This is a genomic window from Roseibium album (assembly GCF_965233825.1).
Taxonomy (GTDB): Bacteria; Pseudomonadota; Alphaproteobacteria; order Rhizobiales; family Stappiaceae; genus Roseibium; species Roseibium album.
This window is the reverse complement of the sequence record NZ_OZ247583.1, coordinates 695,629-712,036: the sequence shown is the minus strand read 5'-3', so window position 1 is coordinate 712,036 and position 16,408 is coordinate 695,629. Positions and strand designations below refer to the sequence as shown.

Annotated in this window: 13 protein-coding genes; 4 read left to right on the top strand and 9 right to left on the bottom strand. The window is 57.4% G+C overall.

All coding sequences use genetic code 11. The annotated features are described in order from the left end of the window. Nucleotides 1–67 precede the first annotated feature (67 nt). The 8 genes from ACO6TI_RS03270 to ACO6TI_RS03235 form a co-directional block, all read right to left on the bottom strand. Nucleotides 68–850: a hypothetical protein gene (locus tag ACO6TI_RS03270; protein ID WP_055114796.1), complete on the bottom strand. Its 783-nt coding sequence runs from the start codon at nucleotides 848–850 to the stop codon at nucleotides 68–70. Between the two features lie 160 nt (nucleotides 851–1,010). Beyond that, nucleotides 1,011–1,778 (bottom strand): hypothetical protein, encoded by a 768-nt coding sequence (locus ACO6TI_RS03265; RefSeq protein WP_196900262.1) that lies wholly within the window; start codon nucleotides 1,776–1,778, stop codon nucleotides 1,011–1,013. Nucleotides 1,779–1,842: 64 nt separating this feature from the next. Beyond that, a complete protein-coding gene (locus ACO6TI_RS03260) occupies nucleotides 1,843–2,766 on the bottom strand; it encodes an RDD family protein (protein WP_422384350.1) in 924 nt (307 codons plus the stop codon). Further along, nucleotides 2,763–3,761 (bottom strand): stage II sporulation protein M, encoded by a 999-nt coding sequence (locus ACO6TI_RS03255; protein ID WP_055114790.1) that lies wholly within the window; start codon nucleotides 3,759–3,761, stop codon nucleotides 2,763–2,765. The genes ACO6TI_RS03260 and ACO6TI_RS03255 overlap by 4 nt, the downstream gene beginning before the upstream one ends. Next, on the bottom strand, nucleotides 3,761–4,996 hold the full coding sequence (locus ACO6TI_RS03250; protein ID WP_422384349.1) for a DUF58 domain-containing protein: 1,236 nt from the start codon (nucleotides 4,994–4,996) through the stop codon (nucleotides 3,761–3,763). Before ACO6TI_RS03250 ends, ACO6TI_RS03255 begins: the two co-directional genes overlap by 1 nt. Nucleotides 4,997–5,055: 59 nt before the next feature. Next, nucleotides 5,056–6,012, bottom strand: coding sequence for an AAA family ATPase (locus ACO6TI_RS03245; RefSeq protein ID WP_055114788.1), 957 nt, complete (start codon nucleotides 6,010–6,012; stop codon nucleotides 5,056–5,058). Then, nucleotides 6,002–7,336: a hypothetical protein gene (locus ACO6TI_RS03240; RefSeq protein ID WP_422384348.1), complete on the bottom strand. Its 1,335-nt coding sequence runs from the start codon at nucleotides 7,334–7,336 to the stop codon at nucleotides 6,002–6,004. Before ACO6TI_RS03240 ends, ACO6TI_RS03245 begins: the two co-directional genes overlap by 11 nt. Continuing rightward, the gene (locus tag ACO6TI_RS03235; RefSeq protein ID WP_104702556.1) at nucleotides 7,333–8,049 is read right to left on the bottom strand and encodes a DUF4129 domain-containing protein; all 717 of its coding nucleotides are present in this window, start codon (nucleotides 8,047–8,049) and stop codon (nucleotides 7,333–7,335) included. The genes ACO6TI_RS03240 and ACO6TI_RS03235 overlap by 4 nt, the downstream gene beginning before the upstream one ends. Nucleotides 8,050–8,519: 470 nt before the next feature. Between ACO6TI_RS03235 and acnA the strand changes: the two genes are divergently transcribed. The 4 genes from acnA (at nucleotide 8,520) to ACO6TI_RS03215 (ending at nucleotide 14,864) form a co-directional block, all read left to right on the top strand. Further along, nucleotides 8,520–11,195 (top strand): aconitate hydratase AcnA, encoded by a 2,676-nt coding sequence (gene acnA / locus ACO6TI_RS03230; protein ID WP_422384347.1) that lies wholly within the window; start codon nucleotides 8,520–8,522, stop codon nucleotides 11,193–11,195. A gap of 381 nt (nucleotides 11,196–11,576) precedes the next feature. Beyond that, the gene (locus ACO6TI_RS03225; protein ID WP_422384346.1) at nucleotides 11,577–13,178 is read left to right on the top strand and encodes a DUF1963 domain-containing protein; all 1,602 of its coding nucleotides are present in this window, start codon (nucleotides 11,577–11,579) and stop codon (nucleotides 13,176–13,178) included. 43 nt (nucleotides 13,179–13,221) lie between these two features. Further along, nucleotides 13,222–13,761 carry a bleomycin resistance protein gene (locus ACO6TI_RS03220; RefSeq protein WP_422384345.1) on the top strand — a complete coding sequence of 180 codons (540 nt, stop codon included), beginning with the start codon at nucleotides 13,222–13,224 and terminating at the stop codon, nucleotides 13,759–13,761. A 125-nt stretch (nucleotides 13,762–13,886) separates the two neighbouring features. Then, complete coding sequence (locus ACO6TI_RS03215; RefSeq protein ID WP_055114774.1) at nucleotides 13,887–14,864, top strand: hypothetical protein; 978 nt, start codon at nucleotides 13,887–13,889, stop codon at nucleotides 14,862–14,864. A 156-nt stretch (nucleotides 14,865–15,020) separates the two neighbouring features. Here ACO6TI_RS03215 and ACO6TI_RS03210 read toward each other — a convergent pair whose 3' ends face one another. Further along, a complete protein-coding gene (locus tag ACO6TI_RS03210; RefSeq protein ID WP_196900266.1) occupies nucleotides 15,021–16,160 on the bottom strand; it encodes a sirohydrochlorin chelatase in 1,140 nt (379 codons plus the stop codon). Nucleotides 16,161–16,408 lie beyond the last annotated feature (248 nt).

Here is a 16,408-nt window from a genome sequence, read left to right as displayed (position 1 = left end):
CTTCCGTGACATTGTTGAACCATGGTTTTGGAGCGCTGCAAGACATCCACAGCGCTCCGGATCCACATCAATCGAAGACGGACGCGATCTGGTCGACGTTGACACCTTCCTTGATTTCGCGAAGACGAGCGTAAACCAGCGCAAGCAAGATACTCATGTAGCCGGCGCCAAGGGTCGACAGGCCGGCGAAGAGAATGACGCCGAGAACCAGTCCAATCGATCCGAACGAGGCAATGATGCCCACAGCAAAAAGTGCGACAAAACTGATGATCATGGACAGGATAAGCGCAAGGATGAGCGCACCGACAATCGGCCAGCGATACTCTTTTGTCAGCAACCGACTGCGTCCCATCGCACCGAATCCCACGCGCTCGATCACTATGACAGGCGCAATGACCGCAAACACGGCGTAGACCCAGAGGCCGGGGACGATCAACAGCATGAAGCCGATACCAACCAGGATTGTCACGGCGATCGTCATGATCGCGAGCGGCACCACGACGCTTATGGCAGGTCCAAGGTACCGGACGATCCGGATCGGGCGAGAGAGCTTGGCATCGTATGCCAACTGCACCAGCAGCGCCGTCGTGATGGAATAGACCACCATATTTATAACGATGGACAAAACACTGGCCACAGCGCTACCCGGGCCGCTGAAATCCTGAGCTTCCAGCCCAAGCGCCACATTAAAACCGGTCAGCAGGCCGGAGATCAGAAAGCCGATCAGTGTCGGAACAAATCCGATGATGATGACCTGGACGAAGTGCCCGAACAGGATCGAAAAACTTTCACCGATAATCGCGCCCACACCAAGGGGAACCCTGGGTTGGCCAAGGGATGCGTCAGTCATGCAATTGCTCCGTTCAGTTAAAAACGTAATTTCAAATGGGGCCCCGAAAAACCGCCAGGAGGCATCGGAAGGCGGCTCATGTTTTTGTACCCCGATACCCTAGTTCCAATGAATGCGAGCGACAAGCACTGGTCCGGAAACTGTTGTCGTCCCTGTTACATCAGTCGAACACCTCGGCGATCTGATCGACACTGACGCCTTCCTTGATCTCGCGCAGGCGGGCGTAGATCAGGGCGGTCAGGATGCTGAGAAGACCGGTGCCGACTGCCGTGAAGGTCGCGTACAGGAAAATGGATACGGCAAGAACACCGCTGGTCAGGGCGAAATCAGCGGCGAACAGTGCGACCACAATGACGACAAGTGCGCAAATCCATGCCAGGACCAGTGCGCCGACGATCGGCCAACGATAGTTCTTCGTCAGCTTTTCGCTCCGCCCAAGGCCCCTGAAGCCGAGCCGCTCGATGACGACGGCCGGTTCCATAACGGAAAAAACGGCGTAGACCCAAAGCCCGGGAATGATAAAGGCGAGGGCCGCAAGACCGATGAGCAAACCTACCACGATGCCTAGAATCGCGATCGGGATGACCGACGCCAGCGCAGGGCGGATGTATTTTGCAATCCTGATCGGCCGATTCAGTTTCGCGTCATAGGCGAGTTGAACTAGGAACGCGGTCGTCAGCGAATAGACGACGAGATCGACCAGACTTGTCAATGCACTGGCCGCGCCGGAAGGTTCGTCCGTTTCTCCGAGGCTCAGAAGTGCCTCGAACCCGACAAGGTATCCGGACAGGAGCACTCCCAGAAGACTTGGAACAAAGGCGATCAGAACAATAGGAACAATATTCCTGAACAGGATCGAAAAGCTGTCGCCGATAAGTGTTCCCACCCCAAGCGGAACAATAGATTCTGTGCTGTTCGTCTCGGTCATCGAAAGTCTCGCAAATAGCATCCAGGCGCTTTTCAGACACACATCCGGACGGATGTTTCAGGTCTCAAGTGTCCTCTCCATTGTTCGCGTAGTGCTTGTTTTCGCGGCGGTCACCGAACAGCTGGCGTTGTTCCAGATGTTCCCGCTGTGCCTTGTAGAACGCCTGAAGGAATCGAAGCCGGTCCGGGGGCGGTACCGGGTTGGCATAGCCGATCTTCTTGCGGATCTTTTCCACGATCGCGGCAATTGTCTTGTTTCGTTGCGCACCGCCATCGGACGTTGGTTGCGTGTTCTGTGCTCTCAGCAATCCTTCGAGCGTCTGCAGTTCGAATGCCCCGTAATGGTCGAGCTGGTGAGAGAGGAAGACAAATTCCTTGCGGTTCAGTGAAATCATGCGGGGTTCGCTCGCAAGGTCCTTCAGCAGAACCGGAACCGGCAAATGGATGACATGTGTGCCGGCCATCATATCGCCGAGCCGTCGTCGGTACCGGTCGAAGACCGGTATCAGCAGGCAAATCAATATCCATACAAGGGCGCCGAGAGAGGCCAGTGGAGAGGATGCATCCAGCATCAGGACAAGGGTTCCGGGCAAGAAGACCTCGGCTTCCTTCATCATGTTGCGCAAGACGAGTGCATGGGTCGTCAGGGGCCCGCCGTCATGAGAAACAACCTTGATTTTCAAGATGCGCTTGCCGAGCGTCTGACCATTCCAGACAAGTTCGGCAAGAACGTAGTAGGGAACGCGGATCAGAAAGAACAGCAGTGCACCGATCGCGATCATCGTCTGCGGGCTGGTGATGTTCAGCATCGCCAGCAGGATCATGATGGCGACCAACGCCATGAAGGTGATCGTTATATCCGTGATCTGGGCACCGAGGCGGACGCCAACACCTGCGATCGGCAAGGTCAGCGGCACGCCTTCCGGCGGCATCAACTCGTTCCGCGGCGGCCGGTTTTTCCTGTTCTTCTTTTTCAGACGCAGGATCATCTTTGCACCCGGCCTCCGAACACGAACCAGATAAGCCAGAGAGCACCGATGCCCCAGCCAATGATGAAGCGCATGTACATGTCCTGCACAAGCTGGCGTCCGAAGCCCTCCAGAAATGCTGCAACGAGCAGCATCAGCGCTGCGACGAGCGCGAGTTTCACGGCGTCCCGCCCGGCCCGGCGGAGGGATGCGACCCTTGATAGATCTCCTGGGAAGAGAAGAGCCGTTCCCAGCTTCAGTCCGCCTGCACACGCAATACAGATTGCAGAGAGTTCCGTGACGCCGTGGATCGACAGCCAGCCCGCAATGTCGGGTCCCAGGCCGCGATCGACATGGAGCGCATAGAAGGCACCCAGCATCAGTCCATTGTAGAATGTCAGGATGATCGCGGGAGCACAGGCAAAAACGCCAAGTCCGAAGACAAAAATTGCGATGCGGGTGTTGTGCGAGAAAAGATAGGTCGCAAATGCGCCAAGCCCGGACGAATTCGGGTCTTCATCATAGATGACCGCCCTGAGAGATTCGTACGTCGCGTCCGGACCCCGGCCGCCGGCCAGTTCGGTCGGCAAAAAGACATAGTACCAGTCCGGACTTTCGAAATAGAGAAGGTATCCGGCAAGCGCGCCGAGACCCATGCACAGAAAGCCGAGAACGAGGAACGGCCAGGACCGTCGCATGGCCTGCGGTGCGCTTTGAGCAAAGAACCGGTGAAATACGCCGCCGAGCCGCTCTTGCGGCGCGTAGACGCAAAGATAAGCGCGTGCCGTCAGGGCCTCCAGATACCCGAGCAGGGCCTTGTCGAGCGAGATTTCACGGGCAATCGAAAGCGATGTCGTCGCCTGTCGATAGAGCGAAGCCAGGTCCCGGGCTTCCGCGAAATCCATGTGCTGCAGGCCCCGTTGTTCAGCGGCCAGCACCAGGGTTTCAAGGCGTCGCCAGTCCGTTTCACGTTCCTTGCGGAACCGCGCCGAGCGCATGAGATCCTGATCTTTCATCAAATCATCTCCCGCGCCTTGATCTCGAGATAGGTCGAAATGAGACGTGCCGTCACGGTATTGGGTTTTGCGTCGACAATCGTGACACCCATGCGCGCGAGCCGTTCAAGCACCAGCCGGCGTTCGTTGATCGACTGGTTCGCGGCCACCAGCGTCGCAGCACCGTCAATGTCATCCGGTGCCGTTTCGATCAATGTTTCAAGTTCGGGATCGCGGATGGCAACAAAGATCAGCAGATGGCGCTTGGTGAGGATGCCGATGTTCTCGATCAGGAGTTCGGCCGATGTCGTATCGATAAAATCGGTGAAGACGATGATCAGGCTGCGCTTGGGAGTGCGGGCGTTCAATTCCGTCAATGCCAGGGTGTGGTTGGTTTCACGGCTGACATAGGAGAGCTCGGCAGTCCAGTTGCGCAAGCGGGCAAAGGCGTTGCGTCCCGGAGCCGGGGCGGAAAAGGTTCGCGGACGCACATCGTAGGAATAGTAGCCGACAAGGTCGCCGCCGATCGCGGCAGCCCAGGCGGTCGCGAGCGCCGCCGTGACCGCGTGATCGATTTTCGGCAACCCTCCGATTTCCTCGCGCATCAGATAGCCGTTGTCGAGCGCGATGATGACATGATGGTTGCGTTCGGCGCGCAGTTCCTTCGCGACAAGGGACCGGCGGCGCGCCGACCGTTTCCAGTCGATGGACTTGATGTCCATCCCGGGAACAAAATCCCGCAACTGGTGAAATTCCGATCCTTCACCGAGAGCCCGGTTTTCCTTGACGCCGTAAAGCGTCGACATGACCGTCGTCGTGATTTCCCCGGACTGGACCTGGCGGATGTTGGGCACGACCCGAAGTTCCGCCTGAAGATCGAGCCTTGGTACGAATTCAAGCAGTTTCAGTCGGGAGTCCCAAAAGAGCCAGAGATGATCGAGCTGCCAGACGCCACGCCGCACAGCGCGAAAAGGGACACTCGTTTCAAGCGTGTCATCCGGACCGGGGCGGAATTCAAATTCCTTCCGGCCGCTCAGTCCTTCTGGCCAGTCGAGCTTTGCGTTCAGGTTCGCACGTGCACGATCAAGACGCAGGTGCAGGGTTGCTGTTTCTCCAACAAAAATCTCCGGTGGAGCCTCGACCGTCAGATTTCCGGGCCGGCGAAGCGATGTGGCCATGTCGACCATGATCAGGAGCGCCAGCAGTATCCAGGGAAGGATTGCCAGATCACGCAAGGCTGTGCTGGCCACGATCATGATCAGGGAGATCAGCAACGTGGTGGCGGCAAGCGCGAGAAGTCTTTTGGACGGCCGGATCAGCGGGGTGCCTCGATCTGATTGAGAATGTTTTCCAGAACCTGGTCGGAACTTCGTCCTTCGATTTCCGCTGCCGGACCAAGCACGATGCGGTGGCGAAGGGCTGGGGTGAAGAGTCGCTTGACGTCGTCGGGAATGGCAAAGTCACGTCCGTTCAACGCCGCGGATGCTCGCGTTGCGCTGACCAGCGCGTCGGCCGCACGTGTCGATGCACCGTAGGCGATTTCCGAGTTCTCGCGGGTGGCCCGGACAAGACGGAGAATATAGGCCAGAATGTCGTCCTTGAGGATAATGCCATCGACAAGGGACCGAGTTTCGGCAAGCGCCGCGGCATCGAGGACTTTCGACAGGTTGGCCGTTTCCAATCCGGCTTCCAGAGGCTGGGCCGCATGCTGGCGCAGGATCGCCATTTCGATTGCCTCGGGCGGAAAGTCGATCACGAGCTTGAACAAGAACCGGTCGAGCTGGGCTTCCGGCAACGGGTAAGTGCCTTGCTGTTCGATCGGGTTCTGGGTCGCAACAACAATGAATTCGCTGCCGAGCGAGTGATCTGTTCCGTCAATACTGACCATCCGCTCGTTCATGGCCTGCAGCAGTGCCGCCTGCGTCTTGGGTGGCGCGCGATTGATTTCATCCGCCAGGAGAACCTGCGAAAACACCGGACCTTTTGTCAGGACAAAAGCGTTGGTCTGGAAATTGAAGATGGACGTTCCCAGAACATCGCCGGGCATCAGGTCCGGCGTGAACTGGATCCTGCCGAAATCCAGAGCAAGAGCAGCGGAGAAACTCCGGGCAAGCAACGTTTTCGCCGTACCCGGAGGTCCTTCGAGCAGGACGTGCCCGCGTGCAAACAGGGCGACCAGCAGCAGGTCGATGACTTCGTCCTGGCCGAGAACGGTTCTTCCGATCTCGGTCCTCAGGGCGTCCGTCCGTTGGCGTAGGACCTCAAGCGTCATGGGTGATTTGCTCCAAAACCTGTTCAAATTCGTCAATGAGGTGGATGGCTTCAACTGCGTGAGTGCGCACCGGCAGCTTTTGAATGCCGTCGAGGACCGAGCGGAGCCGGGCCGCTTCTGCAGGATGCTGACGATCCGCAAACTTCAGGAATTCATCCTCCTGCGCATAATGACCTGCGTGCGCAGGACCGAAAAGCGCCGATGCCACGGCAGAAATCCGGGCTGCCGCATATTCGCGAACCAGGGCACCGTCCTGTCCGGACAGACGCATCAACCTGGCTCTTGCCTCGATCGCAAGTGCCTTGGATGCGCCAGGTTCAGCGCGGTCGCGCAGCACAGGTCCGTAACGCAGGGCCGCGCGCCAGAGGAAGAGTGCCAGCAGCAATCCACCACCGAGCCAGAGGATGAGAAAGGGGGGGCCGAAAAAGCGTTGCAGATCGGCCCAGGTCCGTTCGCGCTCCGGTTCCTCGAATGGATCTCGCAGCCAGGAGGTTCGGCTGTAATCGATCACGATGTTACCCTCATCGGTCCGTGAGGACAGGAAATCGCGCGCGATCCGGGCGTTGTCGCCGAGACGAAGTCCGTGATTGTTCAGAAGGTCCGGATCGGACAGCACCAGCATGCTGGTGCGGCTTCCGTCGTCGTCCGGTTCCAGACCGGAAGGCAGAGGACACTCACCCAGGATCATGGCGTCCGAAGTACCGATTATTGGTGTGCAGCTTTCATTTCGGAACATCTGCGCAGCGTAAAGGCTGGCGCGCAATTCTTCGCCTTCGGTCGACCTGTAGCGGAATTCCGTAAACGGTGTTTTGCCAAAGACAATTTCAGGCGTGCTGCCACCGGTGACGTCACCGAGAGTTTTTGCAATCCCGTCCTTGCCGATCAGAATAAACGGGTGTGCCAGGCCCGTCAGTCGCATGCCGCTTCGCCATTTCGGCAGAACGAGGAGTGTCGGGACCTTCTGGGCCTTGGTCAGGATTGCCTCGGTCCCAAGGTCGTATTCGTCCGGCTGCAGCAGCAGTTCTTCTTTCGTTGCCGGCGAGGTGCGCGTCTCGTCCAGAGACGTGTCGTAGACCGGCAGCACCAGCAGATCGACCGTTGTCTGGTCAATCGGCCAGCCGCCGGAGAAATTATAGGCAGTCACGTCGTTTGACGCGAGCCAGACCTGCAATCCGTCCAGGCCTGCCGGAGAGCTGCGCAGTGTCTGCTGACGCTGTGTCAGGACATACCAGATCCCTGCGAGCACGATTATGCAAACAGCTGCGATCAACAGGATCTCGATGCGTGGCCCGCCGGAACGGGGCGTGGTGGTCGTGTCGCTCATACCGAACCTGTCCCGAGCAACTGGCGACAGGAAGAGACGTGCTCGCGGAATTCATCTTCCGAGACATCCCGTCCGCCGAATTGTACACGTTCGCTGTTCAATACGAGGTTCCGCAAAACCGACTGCTGCGGTTGTCCGAGCGGGATATGTCCGAGAGTGTCTCGTGCGGTCCAGCTGCGCTGCATGAGCACACCATTGGTCTTGGCAAGCGTAGCCAACACCTTCTGGGTCAGCAACACGAGTGCGCGCCGCCGGTCTGCCATCCGCAGGATGTCATTGAACGATCCAAGCTTCTCGGCCCACAGAGGGGCATTTTGTACTCCGCCCGAACGTTTGCTCTCCGGGTTGTCGGTGTCCCGTTTCAGAGAAACCGCGATGTTTCCGCCAAACCGCAGGAAAAGGTAGACGATCCCGGCCAGCACGAGAGCCGCTATCACGCCGAACGTCCAGCGAGTGCCGGTGCCGGATGACGTCCGGCCCTTGGCTTCCTGTTCCTGTGCGGATGGCTGTTGCTGCGTGTCCAGCTTCGGTGGCGGGGCGGTTGGATCAAAATAGGAAACATCTGAATCGATCCCCTGCAGCCGGATCGAACGGAGGTATTCCGTGCCCGATTCACCGATCTCCAATGGTTCCTGGACCGGTTCCTGGGCGCTGGTTTGAAATACGGACGCCACAAGGCTGAAAACGAATACAAACAGGAAAATACAGCGCATGGCCGATTTGATAGCCGGAACGGGTTAACGGTGCAATAATCAGGTGTCGCAATGATACCCCGATCTGTGGTTGCATCATCGTTGCAGTCCTGTCTTCGGCCCGCATCATCCCGAAGTGCGACGATCGGCGCCAAGTCATCGCCATTTCGGGTATGGAAAATTTTGTATACGTTTGTATATAAAAAGAAGCTGACTTCTTTGACCAAGGCTCCGGCCTTCACGGCTGATCACTTGCTGCGTCCTCCAGGACACGACAGGCACTCAATCGCTGGTGAACGGTGCCAAAGTTTTGTATAGGGGCAGCGAGGCGCGCGAAATTGTCGGCAAAGGCCGTTTGATCAACAAAAGAAGCGCTGCAATAATGCCCGGAACGGGCACATACGGTTCCTTCCCCGGAATCGCCTGAGATCATGACAGGCAGCTGGAAAGACGCGGTCCGGCTGTACGGACAGTGAAGGAGAGCACGTGCCGTGACCCAGTCCCTCGACAGTTTCAAATCCAGAAAGACGCTTCAGGTCGGCGACAAGACCTACACCTATTTTTCCATTCCCGAAGCGGAAAAGAACGGTCTGGAAGGTGTTTCCAGACTGCCCTTTTCGCTGAAAGTGGTCCTTGAGAACCTGCTGCGCTTCGAAGACGGGCGCACGGTGACAAAGGAAGATATTATCGCCTGCGCCGACTGGTTGAAGGAAAGGAAATCCACTCAGGAGATTTCCTACCGCCCGGCCCGCGTCCTGATGCAGGACTTTACCGGCGTGCCCGCCGTCGTCGATCTTGCCGCGATGCGCGACGCAGCCGTCAAACTCGGCGGGGATCCGGAAAAGGTGAACCCTCAGGTTCCCGTCGACCTCGTCATCGACCACTCGGTCATGGTCGATTATTTCGGTACCAAGGACGCGTTCAAGAAGAACGTCGATCTGGAATACGAGCGCAACCAGGAACGGTATGAATTCCTGCGCTGGGGCCAGTCTGCATTCGACAACTTCCGTGCGGTGCCCCCGGGAACCGGTATCTGTCACCAGGTCAACCTGGAATACCTGGCCCAGACTGTCTGGACCCGGGATGAAAACGGTGAAACTGTCGCCTACCCCGACACGCTGGTCGGGACTGACAGCCACACGACCATGGTGAATGGCCTGGCGGTTCTGGGCTGGGGTGTGGGCGGTATCGAGGCGGAAGCCGCCATGCTCGGCCAACCGATCTCCATGTTGATTCCGGAAGTCATCGGCTTCAAGCTGACCGGCGAACTGAATGAAGGCATCACCGCGACCGACCTTGTGCTGCGGGTTGTCGAAATGCTGCGCCAGAAGGGTGTCGTCGGCAAATTCGTCGAATTCTACGGTCCGGGTCTCGACAATCTCAGCCTCGAAGATGCGGCTACCATCGCCAACATGGCTCCCGAATATGGTGCGACCTGCGGTTTCTTCCCGGTGGACAAGGAAACGCTGAAATACCTGGCAGCCACCGGCCGCGACAAGGACCGCGTGGCGCTTGTTGAAGAATACTCCAGGGCGCAGGGCATGTTCCGCGCGGGTAGTGAAGCGCCGGAATTTACCGATACGCTGGAACTCGACATCAACACAGTGGTTCCAGCTGTTTCAGGACCCAAGCGCCCGCAGGACCGGATCAACCTCTCCGATGCCGCATCCGGCTTTGCCAAGACCATGGCGGACGAGTTCAAGAAGGCAGACGAGCTTTCGAAACGCGTCGCTGTCGAGGGCAAGGACTACGACATCGGCAATGGCGACGTCGTGATCGCCGCCATCACCTCCTGCACCAACACATCCAACCCCTCGGTCCTGATCGGGGCCGGTCTGGTCGCCCGAAACGCGTTGAAAAAAGGCCTCGACGTCAAACCCTGGGTGAAAACCTCCCTGGCGCCGGGGTCCCAGGTCGTGACCGATTACCTGGAAAAGGCAGGCCTGCAGAAAGACCTTGATGCGCTCGGTTTCGACCTTGCCGGCTACGGCTGCACCACCTGTATCGGCAACTCCGGCCCGTTGGATCCGGCGATTTCCGCCGCCGTCAACGACAACGACCTGATTGCCTGCTCGGTGCTGTCCGGCAACCGCAATTTCGAGGGCCGGGTGAACCCGGACGTGCGCGCCAACTACCTGGCCTCACCGCCGCTGGTCGTCGCCTATGCCATTGCCGGCAGCCTGAATGTCAACATCACCGAGGATCCACTCGGTGAGGACCAGGACGGCAATCCCGTTTACCTGAAAGACATCTGGCCGAGCACGGAAGAGATCACCGATCTCATCCGCGTCTCCATCACCGAGGAAATGTTCCGCGAGCGCTACGGCGATGTGTTCAAAGGCGATGAACACTGGCAGAACATCAAGGTAGAGGGTGGACTGACCTATACCTGGCCGGTCTCTTCGACCTACGTTCAGAACCCGCCTTATTTCGAAGGCATGACCATGGAGCCGAAACCTCTCGAAGACATTGAGAATGCGGCGGTCATGGGACTGTTCCTGGATTCCATCACCACCGACCATATCTCTCCGGCCGGTGCCATCAAGGCAGACAGCCCGGCGGGCCAGTATCTTTCCGAGCACCAGGTCGCGCGCAAGGACTTCAATTCCTATGGCTCGCGCCGCGGCAACCACCAGGTCATGATGCGCGGCACTTTCGCAAACATTCGCATCAAGAACCAGATGGTTCCGGGTGTCGAAGGCGGCGTCACCATGAAGGACGGCAAGAAGGAATGGATCTACGACGCCTGCATGGATTACAAGGACGCCGGCACCCCGCTGGTGATCTTCGCCGGCAAGGAATATGGAACAGGTTCCTCTCGTGACTGGGCAGCGAAGGGCACAAAACTTCTCGGCGTCCGGGCAGTGATCACCCAGTCCTTCGAGCGTATCCATCGGTCCAACCTAGTTGGCATGGGTGTCATCCCCCTCACCTTCAAGGAAGGCGAGAGCTGGCAATCTCACGGCATCAAGGGCACCGAGCGCGTCACCATCAAGGGCATCGCCGACATCAAACCGCGCCAGATGATGGATGTCGAGGTTACCTATGAGGACGGCACGACCAAGACGATCGAATGCCTGTGCCGCGTCGATACCGAGGACGAACTGGAATACATCAAGGCCGGGGGTATCCTGCAATATGTGCTGCGGAACCTGGTAGCGAGCTGACCAGAACCAGCCGGAAAGAGTGACTTGAGCGGGCCCTGCGGGGCCCGTTTTTGGTTTTTCCGGCATGGAAAGCCGGGCTCTTAAAATGCTTCTGATGCAATTTACCAAGGTTTAATGAATGTAAGCATAGATCGATCAGGATCTCGCTTCGCATTGGACTTTGGAATGCCTGAATATCTTCAAGATGAAGCCGGAATTATATTTATTTCAGGATTGGTACTAATATCGATTATTTTTGTTACTATTTTATGGCTTATTTTTTCAACTCTCTATAATCTTCTTCAAAAGAACAATCACAAGAAGCAGTTTGAGGCGGTCGCCATCGGGGCTGATCGTATCCAGAATGTGCTGGATGCCTCCGGTTACCGGGCAGGAGGCCGTATGAAACGGGTGGTTCATCAACCTGCGGAACGAAGAAACACTGTGGTTGAGGAAGGAGCCAATCGCGAGGGTGTTTACGACCGGGTTGGGCAGTCTGCACACGATGTCGGCCATGATGCTGCGTTGCCGACCGAAATTCTCGAAACAGTCTCGGTCGTATTGCGCCGTCAGGTGCCGATCCGTGCAGATGAGGCGCCGCGGTCCTGGTTTGGCGGGTTGCCGATGATGCCGGACAATGTGCCCTGGCCGAGATCCCTGTCGCGCGATCATCCGCAGCGAGGCGAAATTCCGCTGCATTTTCTGGCGCAACTGCGCTGTTCGGATTTCCCTGAAGATCTTTGGGGCGGCCTTGGTCCACGTGATGGCTGGCTATTGTTTTTCGTCGATCCGAACAGCAGTGGGCCGGAGGGCGACGGCGAAGGTTACAGGGTCATCCATACACAGTCGCTGGGAGTGGAGCGGGAACTGCCCCAAGACCTTGGCCCGGTGCATGACGGGACCTTTTCCGGTCCGAATTACGGGTATCTGGAAGGAATCGACGAGATTCCGAGAAGCTGGCGCCGCTGGCCCGTCGATTTCGTAACTGTTCCGAACCGTCTCCTGGAGGACGAAAACGGAGTTCAACGCGTGACGCCCGATCATTTCGCCGCAACGCTTTATGCCGGTCAGGAGGTGTCGGATGCGGAGCGTCCACCCGTACCCGACCCCTTCACCGAGCAGATGGCGCTTGCGATCCTGACCTCCATCAGGACCCGGCTTGGAAAACACCCGTTGAAGCCGGAGTGGAACGACGAGGTCATTGAAGGCCTGATGAACCCTGACGCGTTTGCGTCGCTCAAAAAGGATATTCCGGCGTTAAAACACACGCTCGAAGAGCTTCGGAATTCCCCGCAGGATGACGGTGATCCAGGCGACGAGAAAACAGAGACAAAAAGGGAGCATATCCGGAAGCTGGAAATGGAACTGGGATGCCAGAGCCGGCTGGCCGCTGTATTGGACCGTTATCCTTCGGCTGACTCGTTAAAAGACTATCGGGACGCCGTGGCTCGCGCCAATCACGCCTGGCGAATGGAGGCGGTCCGGGATCTTGAGAACATTATCGATCAGGTCAGTTCATCTGATCGCAATCGGGTGCTCGCCAAAGACGAATGGCCGGAAATTCAAAAATACCTGAAGCAAACCCGAACGAGCTATTTCAGGTTTCAGCGAAACAGCAACGGTGAGTTTTTCGCGTTCGAAAGGGAGATCTCACTTTGGGACTTTTACAACAAGAATTACGTTCAACTCTGGGAATTCGTTGCCGACTACTACGTTGATCCGGAATTTCGTAACAGTATTCCAACGAGCGTGTTGAAGGCGTTTGAGCCCTACTGGCGTAAGCTCTTCGACAGCCGCCCCCATCGTGTCGGTGGCGAGTTCGATGCATTGCAGTCCAATCCGAGTGCTGGACCAACAGACAGCCTGTTGCTTTTGCACCTTGCCGGTGACAATGCAATGAACTGGGTCTGGGGCGACGCGGGTATTGTCTATTTCCGCATTTCACCGCAAGATCTGGCAACAGGCAGATACGAGAACACCGGAGCCATGCTCGAGTGCTTCTAGCGCCGGGATTTCCCAAGGCTTCGCAACTTGCGGGTTTGGAACCATGACTGAAACCGGATCACCAGAGATTTCCCACATCGCCCCTGTGCTTCGGGTCAGCGATCTTACGGCTTCTCTTGCCTATTACCGCGACAATTTGCTGTTCGATGTCGTTTTCGAATGGGCTGACCAGGAAGGCCAGCCGGTGCGATATGCCGTGCTGGAACGTGGCAAGTCTGGCGTGCACCTGACACGAAGCGACAAACCAGGCGGCACGACGGCCTACTGTTTTGTCGATGGCGTCGACGGATTTTATGCGCTGGTAAAGGCGGCAGGCGCCAATATTACCGAAGACATCGCGAACCAGCCGTGGAACATGCGGGAATTTGAAACGGTTGATCCCGACGGCAACGTTCTGCTGTTTGGGGAGCATCTTGACCGGGTCGATGCGGCAGAGGCAGACAAGCCGGACGCAGCTTCCGGATCACCAGCCGAAAAAGAGGCCGATACTTCTCAGCACAGACACCTGTGGAACAGCTTCTGGTATCACGGAATTTTCCATCCCCATGACCACACTTCCCAGGACAGCCGCGAAAGCTCCTGAGCATTCAGGTGAGGGTCCGCACAATGGATTGGGACGAACTGTGACGTCCTCTCTTGTCGCAGAGGCCGGACATTGTCTAACCTAGGGTCATTGTCTGGATAACCTGCGAATGACAGGAGTTTTTTATGTGGGATTTTGATTTTCCCCGTGCCGTCGGTCTGATGGTGCGAACTTTTCCCTATCTTGTTTTCAGAATTGTCGTTTATGGCGGAATTGCCGTTGCATACGTGGTCGTGACGGGTTTCGGTGCCGGTATCGGTTATGGGCTAGGCTGGTTCGGTGGGCCGGACAGTCAGGCCGGGTTTGCCTTCTGGGGTGGCTTGATCGGTTTCGGGCTGACGGCGACAGCGATCTATCTGCTGCGCGAATATCTTCTTTATACGGTCAAGGCCGGGCACATTGCGGTCCTGGTCGAACTCATGGACGACAAGGACCTGCCGGACGGGCAAGGTCAGGTGGCGTATGGAGCGAAGGTGGTCAAGGAACGTTTCGTTCAGTCGAGCGCCCTCTTCGGTCTCGACCAGCTTGTGAAAGGTGTGATCCGGGCGATCAGCGGATTTGTCGAAAGCATTGCCTCCGTCCTGCCGATACCCGGACTGAACGGTCTTGTTTCCCTGTTCCGGGCATTCATGAAAGTTGCCGTCGGCTTTGTCGATGAGGTCATTCTGGCCCACGCAATCCGGACCCGATCAGACAACGCCTGGGCATCTGCGCGCGAGGCACTCGTCCTTTACGGACAAAACTACCAGCTGATGCTGAAGAACGCCGCGTTCATCGCGCTTTTCACCTATATCATTGCCATTCTGGTGTTTCTCTTCATGCTGGCGCCCGCTGCCGGACTTGTTTACCTGATGCCGGGATCCTGGAGCGCTGGCGGCCTCGTGTTTGCCATCATCTTCGCATGGGCAGTCAAGGCAGCCGTTCTGGAACCGCTCGCAATCACGCTGATGATGCAGGTCTTCTTTAAGGTGACGGCCGGTCAGACGCCGAACCCGGAATGGGATGCAAAACTTTCCCAGATGTCGGACAAGTTCGTCGAGATCAAGGACAAGGCGTTCTCCGGAGCAGCAGGTTCACCGGCACCCGGAGCACCGGCGGAGTAACATTCGGCGTTCCACCGTATCATGGTGTTGCAAATGCAGGATCCCCGCTCTGATCGGGGATTCGTTCCAGCGACCTTGTTTTCTGTTGCTGATGCACTGGGGGCAGAGCCGGGACCCAGATACAGCGGCTAATGGAATTTCAGGTTCAATCCAGGGTCAGGCGCTGGCGGAGGCCCCGGTGGGTTCGATGCGCAGAGCACGTTCCTCGTCGATGACTTCCTGGGGAAACTGGCTCATGAAGCAGCAGCACACACCCTGATCGATCATCGTGCGCGGACCGTTGGGGTGGCCGATATGCTTGTAGACCCCATGGCTATGCCCATGATGGTGGTGATGGCCGTGGCCATGGTCATGGTCATCGTGTGAATGACCGGCACCATGATCGTGGTGGTGATCATGATCGTGCCCATCCCCGTCCTTTGTTTCATCATCCAGCGGATCCCGGAATTCCGCATGGTGGTGGTGAACCTCGACCTCGCCTTTTGCCAGCCGGTCCTTGAAGGATGCCATCAGGTCCTGCGTCTCGACAATCGTACCGGTAGCGGCTTCCTCGATCCGTTCAGCAAACGTGTTGATGACGTGGTCCTGATCGGAAAGGTAATGCGCCTTGTAGAAGGTCACGTCAGGCACGGACGCTGCAACCCGATCGACATAGTTGTAGATCCGGTCGATCAGCTTGCCCGAAAACAGGAAATAGGGAGCGACGACGATCTTCTTGTAGCCGAGCTTCAGCGCCATCTCCAGACCGCGACCGACGGAGGGGAAGGTGACGCCGGAATACACGGTTTCCGACCAGCCGAAGCCCAGGTTCTCCGACACGATACGGGTCAGGCGTGCGGCTTCGGCATTGGCCAGCGTGTCGGATGTCCCGCGACCGACAACAACCAGCATCGTGTCATAGAGGTCGCCGTCGTGAACATGATCAACACCGAGTGCTTCCAGGATGCGGGCCTGGAATGCCGCAATCATCTGCGGATGAAGACCAAGTTCACGGCCATAGCGAACCGTGAGGCCTTCGTTCTTGTCCTGATAGGTTGTCAGCACGGACGGGATATCGTTCTTTGCGTGGGTGGCGGCAAACAGCATTCCCGGTACGGCGATGATCTCTGAAACGCCGGCATCGCGCAAGGCGTCCAGCCCCATGTGAATGTTGGGTGCCGAGTATTCCAGGAAGCCGTATTCGACCGGAATGTCCGGATACAGCCGTCGCACGCCTTTTGCCAGAAGAGCGAATTCTTCTTCGGCAGATTTCGCGCGGCTGCCGTGGCCGCAGATCATGATGCCCTTCTTGGACATGATTTCCCTTTCCGTTCCACTGGAGACGAAATCCCACATGCCGGAACCCGTGAGTTTCAGCCATACGGAGTTTGTACGTCATGAAGGAATATCTGACCGGTCTATTGCGACGTTTTTTGTTGCAAGACCGATTCCCTGCTGATGTCGAGCCATAGATATCGCGTCATGGTAGGCCGATGGAAGAGAAATTTATTCTTTTTGGAAGTTGCATTTTCACTCGCCTCTGAACCTGCACACAAAATGCCTGG

What these genes read in the sequence shown, in the direction of transcription:
- ACO6TI_RS03270 (WP_055114796.1), bottom strand. Translation starts at nt 850, where the DNA reads ATGACTGACGCATCCCTTGGCCAACCCAGGGTTCCCCTTGGTGTGGGC.
- ACO6TI_RS03265 (WP_196900262.1), bottom strand. Translation starts at nt 1,778, where the DNA reads ATGACCGAGACGAACAGCACAGAATCTATTGTTCCGCTTGGGGTGGGA.
- ACO6TI_RS03260 (WP_422384350.1), bottom strand. Translation starts at nt 2,766, where the DNA reads ATGATCCTGCGTCTGAAAAAGAAGAACAGGAAAAACCGGCCGCCGCGG.
- ACO6TI_RS03255 (WP_055114790.1), bottom strand. Translation starts at nt 3,761, where the DNA reads ATGAAAGATCAGGATCTCATGCGCTCGGCGCGGTTCCGCAAGGAACGT.
- ACO6TI_RS03250 (WP_422384349.1), bottom strand. Translation starts at nt 4,996, where the DNA reads ATGATCGTGGCCAGCACAGCCTTGCGTGATCTGGCAATCCTTCCCTGG.
- ACO6TI_RS03245 (WP_055114788.1), bottom strand. Translation starts at nt 6,012, where the DNA reads ATGACGCTTGAGGTCCTACGCCAACGGACGGACGCCCTGAGGACCGAG.
- ACO6TI_RS03240 (WP_422384348.1), bottom strand. Translation starts at nt 7,336, where the DNA reads ATGAGCGACACGACCACCACGCCCCGTTCCGGCGGGCCACGCATCGAG.
- ACO6TI_RS03235 (WP_104702556.1), bottom strand. Translation starts at nt 8,049, where the DNA reads ATGCGCTGTATTTTCCTGTTTGTATTCGTTTTCAGCCTTGTGGCGTCC.
- ACO6TI_RS03225 (WP_422384346.1), top strand. Translation starts at nt 11,577, where the DNA reads ATGAAACGGGTGGTTCATCAACCTGCGGAACGAAGAAACACTGTGGTT.
- ACO6TI_RS03220 (WP_422384345.1), top strand. Translation starts at nt 13,222, where the DNA reads ATGACTGAAACCGGATCACCAGAGATTTCCCACATCGCCCCTGTGCTT.
- ACO6TI_RS03215 (WP_055114774.1), top strand. Translation starts at nt 13,887, where the DNA reads ATGTGGGATTTTGATTTTCCCCGTGCCGTCGGTCTGATGGTGCGAACT.
- ACO6TI_RS03210 (WP_196900266.1), bottom strand. Translation starts at nt 16,160, where the DNA reads ATGTCCAAGAAGGGCATCATGATCTGCGGCCACGGCAGCCGCGCGAAA.